The organism is Vulgatibacter incomptus (genome assembly GCF_001263175.1).
GTDB lineage: Bacteria > Myxococcota > Myxococcia > Myxococcales > Vulgatibacteraceae > Vulgatibacter > Vulgatibacter incomptus.
On the sequence record NZ_CP012332.1, the window covers coordinates 1,223,769 to 1,232,500 of the forward strand.

Annotated in this window: 9 protein-coding genes; all 9 read left to right on the plus strand. The window is 72.3% G+C overall.

The window, feature by feature from the left end; translation table 11 throughout:
• Positions 1-37: 37 nt before the first annotated feature.
• The 9 genes from AKJ08_RS04920 (at position 38) to gmk (ending at position 8,320) form a co-directional block, all read left to right on the plus strand.
• A complete protein-coding gene (locus AKJ08_RS04920) occupies positions 38-1,309 on the plus strand; it encodes a 3-deoxy-D-manno-octulosonic acid transferase (protein ID WP_050725044.1) in 1,272 nt (423 codons plus the stop codon).
• Positions 1,306-2,481, plus strand: a complete 1,176-nt coding sequence (locus AKJ08_RS04925) for a glycosyltransferase family 9 protein (RefSeq protein ID WP_050725045.1) — start codon at positions 1,306-1,308, stop codon at positions 2,479-2,481. The genes AKJ08_RS04920 and AKJ08_RS04925 overlap by 4 nt, the downstream gene beginning before the upstream one ends.
• Positions 2,482-2,608: 127 nt before the next feature.
• Positions 2,609-3,718, plus strand: coding sequence for a tetraacyldisaccharide 4'-kinase (gene lpxK, locus AKJ08_RS04930; protein WP_050725046.1), 1,110 nt, complete (start codon positions 2,609-2,611; stop codon positions 3,716-3,718).
• A 72-nt stretch (positions 3,719-3,790) separates the two neighbouring features.
• Positions 3,791-4,828, plus strand: coding sequence for a lysophospholipid acyltransferase family protein (locus AKJ08_RS04935; RefSeq protein WP_240475438.1), 1,038 nt, complete (start codon positions 3,791-3,793; stop codon positions 4,826-4,828).
• Positions 4,829-4,860: 32 nt separating this feature from the next.
• The gene (locus tag AKJ08_RS04940; protein ID WP_050725048.1) at positions 4,861-5,859 is read left to right on the plus strand and encodes a bifunctional heptose 7-phosphate kinase/heptose 1-phosphate adenyltransferase; all 999 of its coding nucleotides are present in this window, start codon (positions 4,861-4,863) and stop codon (positions 5,857-5,859) included.
• Positions 5,860-5,900: 41 nt separating this feature from the next.
• Complete coding sequence (locus AKJ08_RS04945) at positions 5,901-6,332, plus strand: adenylyltransferase/cytidyltransferase family protein (RefSeq protein WP_050727435.1); 432 nt, start codon at positions 5,901-5,903, stop codon at positions 6,330-6,332.
• A 67-nt stretch (positions 6,333-6,399) separates the two neighbouring features.
• Positions 6,400-6,588 (plus strand): Trm112 family protein, encoded by a 189-nt coding sequence (locus AKJ08_RS04950; protein WP_050725049.1) that lies wholly within the window; start codon positions 6,400-6,402, stop codon positions 6,586-6,588.
• A gap of 188 nt (positions 6,589-6,776) precedes the next feature.
• Positions 6,777-7,643 carry a YicC/YloC family endoribonuclease gene (locus AKJ08_RS04955; protein WP_338062181.1) on the plus strand — a complete coding sequence of 289 codons (867 nt, stop codon included), beginning with the start codon at positions 6,777-6,779 and terminating at the stop codon, positions 7,641-7,643.
• Between the two features lie 8 nt (positions 7,644-7,651).
• The gene (gene gmk, locus AKJ08_RS04960; protein WP_240475439.1) at positions 7,652-8,320 is read left to right on the plus strand and encodes a guanylate kinase; all 669 of its coding nucleotides are present in this window, start codon (positions 7,652-7,654) and stop codon (positions 8,318-8,320) included.
• The last annotated feature ends 412 nt before the right edge of the window (positions 8,321-8,732 follow it).

The window sequence follows — 8,732 nt, forward strand, 5'->3', positions numbered from 1 at the left end:
GTTGACGCGCGCGCGACCGCGAGCGTAAGAGCCTTCCGTGCCGATCCTCTACGCAGCGGCCAGCTATGTGGCCTTCTGGCTCCTCTGGCCCTTCCTCCTGCTCCACCGCAAGACGCGGAACGGGCAGGCCGAGCGCTTGGGAATCCACCCGTCCGGTTTCGCCGGGCCCAAGACCGGGCCCCGGGTCTGGATGCACGGCTCGTCCGCCGGCGATCTCCTCGCCCTGAAGCCGATGGTGGGCGAGCTCAAGCGTCGCGTGCCGGGCTGCTCGGTGGTGATGACGACCTTCACCAACTCGGGCGAGTCCATGGCGCGGGAGCGCCTCCGCGAGGCCGATCGGGTCACCTACGTTCCCTGGGATCTCCCGGGCGCCACCGGTCGGGCCATGGAGGCCATCCGGCCCGACGTCCTCGTCCTCGAGTACGCCGAGATCTGGCCGAACCTGATCCGCGCCGCCAAGAAGCGCGGAGTGAAGGTTGTCATCACCAACGGCCGCTTCTCGCCGGACAAGGTGTCGCGCTACCAGCTCTTCTTCTCCCTCGTCGGGAACCCGCTGGCATCGATCGATCTCTTCCTGATGCGCGAGGACGACGAGGCGGAGCGGATCCTCGGCCTGGGGGCGCCGGCGGAGCGCGTCCGGGTCACGGGCAACACCAAGTTCGACACCCTCGCCAACGCCGAGGCCGACGAGGAGGATCCCGGCCTCGCTCGCGCCCTCGGGGCGAAGAAGGGCGCTCCCCTCCTCATCGCCGGCTCCACCCACGAGGGCGAGGAGGCGCTGCTGCTCCCGATCCTCCACCGCCTGAGGCTGGACCACCCGACCCTGCGGCTGGCGATCGCCCCCCGCTACGTCGACAGGGCCCCTCGGATCGTCGCCCTCGCGAAGGAGGCGGGCTTCACCGCCGGGCTTCGCTCCCAGGGCGCGCCGGACGCCGACGTGGTCGTCCTCGACACCATCGGCGAGCTCTCCGCCGCCTACCGCCTCGCCACGCTCGTCTTCGTGGGAGGCTCCTTCACCAACCGCGGCGGCCAGAACATCCTGGAGCCCGCCGCGCAGGGCAAGGTGGTCCTCTTCGGACCCAACATGCAGAACTTCCACGACAGCGTTCAGGTCCTGGTGGGGCGGGGCGGGATCCAGGTCGCCAGCCCCGAGCAGCTCGCCAGGGTCGCGGGCGATCTCCTGGCCCGTCCGGAGAAGCTCGCCGAGCTCGGGGCCCTCGCCCGAGGAGCGGTGCGCGCGGTCCAGGGCGCCTCCGCGCGCAACGTCGAGGAGATCGCGCGGCTCCTCGAGATCCAGGAGGCCGCGTGACCTCCGTCGTCACTGGAGGGCCGAGGGTCGAATCGGCAGCGGGCGTGCGGCGGATCCTGGTCCTCCGCACCAGCGCCCTCGGCGACACCGTCCTCGCCACCCCGGCCCTGCGCGCGCTCCGAGAGCGCTTCGCCGACGCGGAGATCCACTTCGTCACCCACGCCGCGTTCGTGCGCCTCTTCGACGAGCTCCCCTTCGTCACGCGCACCTGGGCCTACGAGCCCAAGGGGCGGCACCGCGGCGCCGCCGGCCTCCTCTCGCTCGCCGCCGCGCTCCGGCACGCGGGCCCCTTCGACCTGGCGATCGACCTGCAGAACAAGCTCGCGACCCGGGCGCTGGTCGGGCTCGCGCGCCCCCGCAGCACCCTCCGCTTCGTGAAGCGCCGCGGCGTCGCCGCCATCGCCGCGTCGATCGTGGGCGAAGGGCCGATCCTCGACGACCTGCCCGCCGCTGCCCTCTACCTCGACGCGCTCCGCCCCTTGGGCATCGAGCGGGAGCGCTGCTCCCTCGCGCCGGAGGTCGCCCTCGACTCCCGCGCCGAGACCGAAGCCGAGCTCGTCGTGGCGGCGGCCCGGGGCGCTCCCATCGCCGCGCTGGCCCCCGGCGGACGCTGGGCGCTCAAGCAATGGGATCCGCGGCGCTTCGCCGAGGTCGGCGACGCCCTCGCCGAGTCGGGTGCCCGGATCGTCCTCGTCGGAGGCCCGGGCGATCGCCGGGAGCTCGATGCCGTCGCGGCCTTCCTCTCGGCGCCGCCCCTCGCGGAGACCTCCGCCCTGGACGTGCCGGCGCTGACGGCCGTCATCGGCCGATCGAGCGTCCTCGTGACCGCCGACTCCGCGCCGAGCCACCTCGCCCAGGCCGTCGGGACCCCCGTCGTCGCCGTCTTCGGCCCGACCTCCCGCAGGCGCTGGGGGCCGCTCCCCGACGCGGGAGCCGCCATCGCCCTCCCGATCGGCTGTGCGCCCTGCACGAATCACGGCAAGCGGCCCTGCAGGCTGGGGCACCGCGCGTGCCTCGACCAGCTCCCCGCCAAGCCGGTGATCGCCGCCGCCCTCGCGGCCCTCCGGGCCGGGCGGAAGAACGGCGGAAAGGCCGCTGCCGAGGCCTCGTCCGGCGAGATCGTCGACCTCGCGATGCACGTCGCGAGGTCCCGGCTCGCCATCGTTTCATGACCTGATCCCGCAGGCAGGCGCCTCGGGCACCGGGCCGCCGGCTCCTCGACTCCGGCTCGGCGCAAACGTCCGTCGATGTGTGGCAGAGTTCGCCGGCGAACCTTTCGCGCGCGCCCGAGGTACCGGATTGAAGATCGAGCTCCTCCACCAGGCCGATGAGCCACTCTGGCAGAAGCTGCTCCTCGCGCCCCTGTCGCCGCCGTCGAAGGTCTTCGGCGCCGCGGCGGCGGCGCGGCGAGGGCTCTACGGCCGGGGGCTGCTCAAGCAGGCCCGGGCGCCGATCCCGGTGATCTCGGTGGGCAACCTCGCCGTCGGCGGGGCCGGCAAGACGCCGGTGGTGATCGAGCTCACCAGTCGCCTCCAGGCTCGTGGCCTGAAGGTCGCCGTCCTCGCGTCCGGCTACGGCGGGCAGGGCCGTGGCGCCCGCGTCGTCTCCCGGGGCGAGGGCATCCTCCTCGACGCGCGGGACGCCGGCGACGAGCCGGTTCTCGTCGCCAAGCGGTGCCCGGGCGCGAGGGTCCTGGTCGGGCCCAGCCGGGCGGAGCTCGCCGAGATCGCGGCGCGTCACCTGCGCGCCGACGTCGCCCTCCTGGACGACGGCTTCCAGCACCTCGGCCTCGCCCGGGACCTCGACATCGTCGTCCTCGACGGCGCGTCTCCCTTCGGCAACGGGAGGCTCCTCCCCCGAGGGCCTCTCCGGGAGCCGCCGTCCTCCCTGGCTCGCGCCGACCTCTGCTGGATCTCCAAGGTCGACGAGGGCGATCCCGCCGCGATCGAGCGGGCCGCCGCCGAGGCCGAGCGCCTCACGGGCGAGGCTCCCGTGCGGTCCCGCTACCGGGTCTCCGGCGTGCTCTCCGGCGATCTCAGTTCGAGCGAGCCGCTTTCCTCCCTCGAATCCCGGCCGGTCCTCCTCCTCGCCGGCGTAGCGCGGCCGGACTCCTTCCGCCGCACCTTGACCCGCCTCGGTTGCCGTGTGGTCGGCGAGGCGCTCTTCTCCGACCACCATCCCTTCACCGAGCGGGAGCTCCACGGCGTCCTCGCCCGTGCCCGGGCGTGCGGCGCGGACGTCGTCTGCGCCACCGAGAAGGACGCGATGCGGATCCCCGCGGCGCTCCGCGGACACGAGCGGATCAAGGTGGTCCGGGTCGAGACCGAGGTGGCCGCAGGCGCCGATCTCCTCGAGAGCGCCCTCGACGCCGCCCTCGTCGCCGCCCCGGTCGGGAGCCGCATTGGCTGATCCTCGATCGCGCTTCTCTTGCGAAGGAGCCGCCTTGGCCGATCCGCGATCCCCCGCGCTTCGGAGTCGAACGTGACCGCGCTCCTCGTCGTCCTCGGCCTGGTCGTGCTGCTCGTGGCCGCGATCCTGCTCAGCCAGGGCCGCGTCCTCTCGTGGGCCGTGGCCCGCCTCCCGCAGCGCGCCGCGCTGGCGCTGGGCGCGGGCCTGGGCGATCTGATCCGCGCCCTCGGCATCCGCCGAGAGGTCGCGCGCGCCAACCTGGCCCGCGCCTTTCCCGAGAAGGACGAGGCCTCGCGTGAGGCGATCCTGCGCGGCTTCTACCGGCACCTCGGCACGCTGATCGTCGAGTTCCTCCGGGCCCCGATGCTCCCGCCCGAGCACGCCGACCGCCTCGTCGAGGTCGAGGGCTACGAGCGCTTCGAGGACGCCTTCGCCGAAGGGAAGGGCGCCATCATCGCCACGGCCCACTTCGGCAACTTCGAGCTCCTGGGCTCCTTCTTCGCCCGGAAGGGCCAGCCGATCACCGCCATCACGAAGGTGCTCTCGCGCAACTTCCTCAACGCCTTCTGGCTCGATCAGCGCCGGCGAGGCGGCCTCCGCGAGGTCCCCGACTCCGGCTCCATCCGGGACATCCTCGGCGTGCTGCGCCGCAAGGAGATCCTGGCGGTCATGATCGATCAGAACATGATCCCCCGCCGCGCCATCTTCGCGCCCTTCTTCGGGACCCTCGCGGCCACCTCTCCAGGGCCCGCGGTCTTCGCGGAGCGCACCGGAGCGCCGGTCTTCCTCGTGCTCATGCACCGGCTGCCCGGCGGGCGGCATCGGGTCGTGGTCGAGGGCCCCATCCCCTTCGACCGCACCGGCGATCGCGACGCGGACGTCCTCGCCTTCACCGCCCGCCTCAATCTGGCCCTCGAGGCCCAGGTGCGGGCGGAGCCGGAGAGCTGGTACTGGGTCCATCGGCGGTGGAAGACCCGGCCGTTGGACGAGGCTGCGTCTCGGGCCGATCTTCCGTTCGATGGGGCGCCGAATGGGGCGCCGAATGACGCCGCTCCCGGCGCCGAGGGTGCGACCGGAGGAGCGGCTCCCGAAGCCGATCGTTCCGTTTGACCGGGCGCGATGGCTCGGGCGATAAGTCCGCCATGCGACGGCCGGTCGAAATCGAGGATCCGGCGGCGATCGTCGGGCGGTTCGCGGGCAAGCGCGTAGCCGTCCTCGGCGACGTCGTCGTGGACGAGTATCTCTACGGGCAGACCGACCGGATCTCCCGCGAGGCCCCCGTCCTCATCGTCCGCCACGAGTCCACCGGGCGCGTCCTGGGAGGCGCCGCCAACGCGGCCGCCAACCTCGCGAGCCTCGGCGCCCGCGCCGTCGCCATCGGCGCCATCGGCGACGACGAGGCGGGCAGGGCGCTCGGCGCCCTCTGCGCCGACGCCGGGATCGAGGCCCGCTTCGTGGTCGTCCCGGGCTCCCACACCGAGACCAAGACCCGCATCCTCGCCGGCGGGATCAACACCACCCGGCAGCAGATGCTCCGCCTCGATCGCGGCCGCACCGCGCCGCTGTCCGAAGAGGCGGTCGCGGCCCTCGTCTCGTCGCTGCGGAGCATCGCCGCCGAGGTCGACGTCCTCCTCGTGTCGGACTACGGCAGCGGCGTCCTCTGCCCCGAGGTGATCTCCGAGGTGTGCAGGCTCGCTTCGCAGGGCGTGAAGGTCTGTGTCGACAGTCGCTACAACCTGGGCGCGTTCACCGGCGTCTTCCTCGCCAAGCCCAACGAGCCCGAGCTCGCCGCCGCCACCGGGCTGCCCGTCGGAACCGCGGAGGCCAGCCTCCACGCCGGCAAGGTCCTCCAGCGCGCCCTGGGCTGCGAGGCCGTCCTCGTTACCCGTGGACGGAGCGGCATGACGCTGCTCGAGAGCGGCCAGGCCCCCGACCTCATCCCCGTCCATGGCCAGGAGGAGGCCGTCGACGTCACCGGCGCAGGCGACACCGTGATCGCCACGCTCTCCCTCGCCGTCGCTGCCGGGGCCAGCCTCTCCTCCGCCTCCCGGCTCGCCAACGTCGCCGGCGGCCTCGTGGTCCGCAAGCCTGGCACCGCCGTGCTCACCCCCGACGAGCTGCTCCGGGAGCTTTGCGCGTGAGCGAAGCCAAGATCGCCACCCTCGACGAGCTCGCCGCCGCGATGAACCTCCATCGCGAGGCGGGCCGGCGGATCGCCCTCGCCAACGGCGTCTTCGATCTGCTCCACGTCGGTCACGTCCGCTACCTCCAGGCGGCCCGGGACATGGCCGACGTCCTGGTCGTGGCCGTGAACAGCGACGCGTCCACCCGGGCGAACAAGGGCGACGGAAGGCCCGTGATCCCGGAGTCCGAGCGCGCCGAGCTCGTCGCGGCCCTCGCCTGCGTCGACCACGTGCTCCTCTTCGACGACCGCACCGTCGTCCCCGTGATCCGGGCCCTGCGTCCGGATCTCCAGGTCAAGGGCACCGACTACACGCCCGACTCGATCCCCGAGCGGGCCGAGGTCGAGGCCTACGGCGGTCGCGTCGCCGTCGCGGGCGACCCCAAGGATCACTCCACCACCGATCTCATCCGCAGGCTGGATCGCGGCTGAGGGCACGACGGGCATCGCGGCGCCGGCCTCGCCGGGCATCGGCATGCTCGAGAGAAAGGGACCTCCGATGGCACTCAACGTCTCCGAGCTCGAGGAGCTCCTCGCGTGCCCCAAGTGCAAGGGCGACCTCGAGATCCACGAGTCGATCGACGAGATCCACTGCCGCGCCTGCCGCCTGATCTTCCCGATCCGCGACGGCCTGCCCGTGATGCTCGTCGACGAAGCGGCGCCGCTCCCCGCAGACCGGCGCTCCTGAGGACTTCGCGAGCTCGAATGGGCCCCCGAGGCACGAGCTCGTGACGCGAGCCTGCGCCCGGCGAGCCGCGGAGGAGCGAACGAAAGAGGGCGCTCCGGCGCGCGCCCTCGGCTGCCGGCGAAAAAGCGTGATCGCAGCGGTTGATCTGGCCGGACGCCGCGGCTAGCGTCCGCCACGTGATTCGCTCCATGACGGGATTCGGCTCGGGAAGAGCCCAGGTGAACGCCGAGGAGGTCTCGGTCGAGATTCGCTCGGTCAACGGCAAGTTCTGCGAGGCGAAGGTCCGGCTTCCGCGGGAGCTCCAATCCCTCGAGGCCGAGGTGGTCCGGGAGGTGAAGGCGCGCCTCGCCCGGGGCACCGTCGACGTCTCCATCCGCCGCGGATCCGGCGCAGGATCCAACCTGGCGCTCCGGGTCGACGAAGGCCTGGCCGAGCGCGCCGCCGAGACCCTCCGCGCGCTGCGCGATCGCCTCTCGCTCGGTGGCGACGTCACCCTTCCGGAGATCGTCGCCATCCCCGGCGTGATCTCGATGCAGGAGCCGGCGCCGGATCTCACCGCCGCCGGTGATGCGCTCACCGCCGCGCTGGACGAGGCCCTCGAGCGCCTGATCGCCATGCGCGAGGTCGAAGGCCGGGCCCTGCGCGAGGATCTCGAGCGCAGGCTCGGCGTGGTCGCCGAGCGCGTCGCTTCGATCTCGGAGGAGGCCCCCACCGCGCTCCGCCAGGGCTACGAGAGGCTCCGGCTTCGGGTAGAGGAGCTCGCAGGGGGGCTCGCCCTCGACCCGGCGCGCCTCGCCCAGGAGGTGGCCCTCCTCGCCGAGCGCTCCGACATCGCCGAAGAGCTGACCCGCCTGGACAGCCACCTCGTTCAGTTCCGCAGCCTCCTCGAGTCGGACGAGCCGTCGGGGCGGCGCATGGACTTCCTGATCCAGGAGCTCAACCGCGAGGCCAACACCATCGCGTCCAAGTCCAACTGGGCGGGCGCTGCCGCACACGTGGTGGAGCTCAAGGCCGAGATCGAGCGGATCCGTGAGCAGATCCAGAACGTGGAGTAGGTGACGTCTTGCCGGGTTCGAAGGGATTGATGCTGGTGCTCTCCGCACCGTCCGGCGCCGGGAAGACGACGCTGGCGCGGCGGCTCCTCGCCGAACAGACCGACGGGATCTTCTCGGTCTCCGTCACCACCCGTCCCCCGCGAGGCCGCGAGGTCGACGGGGTCGACTACACCTTCCTCGACCAGGAGGCCTTCGATCGGCTCCGGGAGCGGGGCGAGCTCCTCGAGTGGGCCCAGGTCCACGGCGCCACGTATGGCACCCCGGCCCGCTTCGCCCGGGAGGCCCTCGAGGGCGGCCGTCTCGTGGTCTTCGACATCGACGTCCAGGGCGGCCTCCAGATCAAGGCCCGCCACCCGGAGGCCGCGACGGTGCTGATCCTCCCGCCGTCGCCAAACGAGCTCGAGCGCCGCCTCCGGTCTCGGGGCACCGAGGCGGAGGACGTCGTCCGCAGGCGGCTCTTCGTGGCCCGAGCGGAAGTCGCCGAATGTGTCGCCGCCTACGACTTCGCGGTGACCAACGACGAGCTCGAGCGGGCGCAAGGCGATCTGCTCTCGATCGTCCGCAACCTGAGAGGGGAGGGGACCGCGGACGATGCCAGCCGGGCCCGGGACCTCCGGATCGAGCGTGGAAACGGCGCCGACGCGTTCGCGAGCGGCCACCTCTCGGCCTGGCGCTGAACCCGGGACCGCTCTCCGAGCGTTTCGCCCCGGAGAGCGGGCGGGAGATGGGGCGCCGACCGCCAGGATCTCTCGCCAAATTGTTCGAAAAAGGGGACCGGGTTGACAAGGGCGGACGTCCCGCGTAGATCCTCGTGAACGTTCTCTGACAATCGAATCGACCTGCTCGGAACCGGGACCCACGCAACCGTCCGGCCCAGAACGGCTAACACCCCTGCGGTGAAGCCGAGGCCACGGAACAGCGCCTCCCGATTCCCAACTGAAGCTCAGAAGACTGCACTCGCCTCAATCCCATCAGTACTAGAGGGAAAGGGGCTCCAATCCGAACCCGCCGCCAGAAGGCCGGCGGAATCGTCCGGACCCGCGGTTCGGGCGATCTTCCTCAACCAGAGAAAGATCGCCGGAACGACGG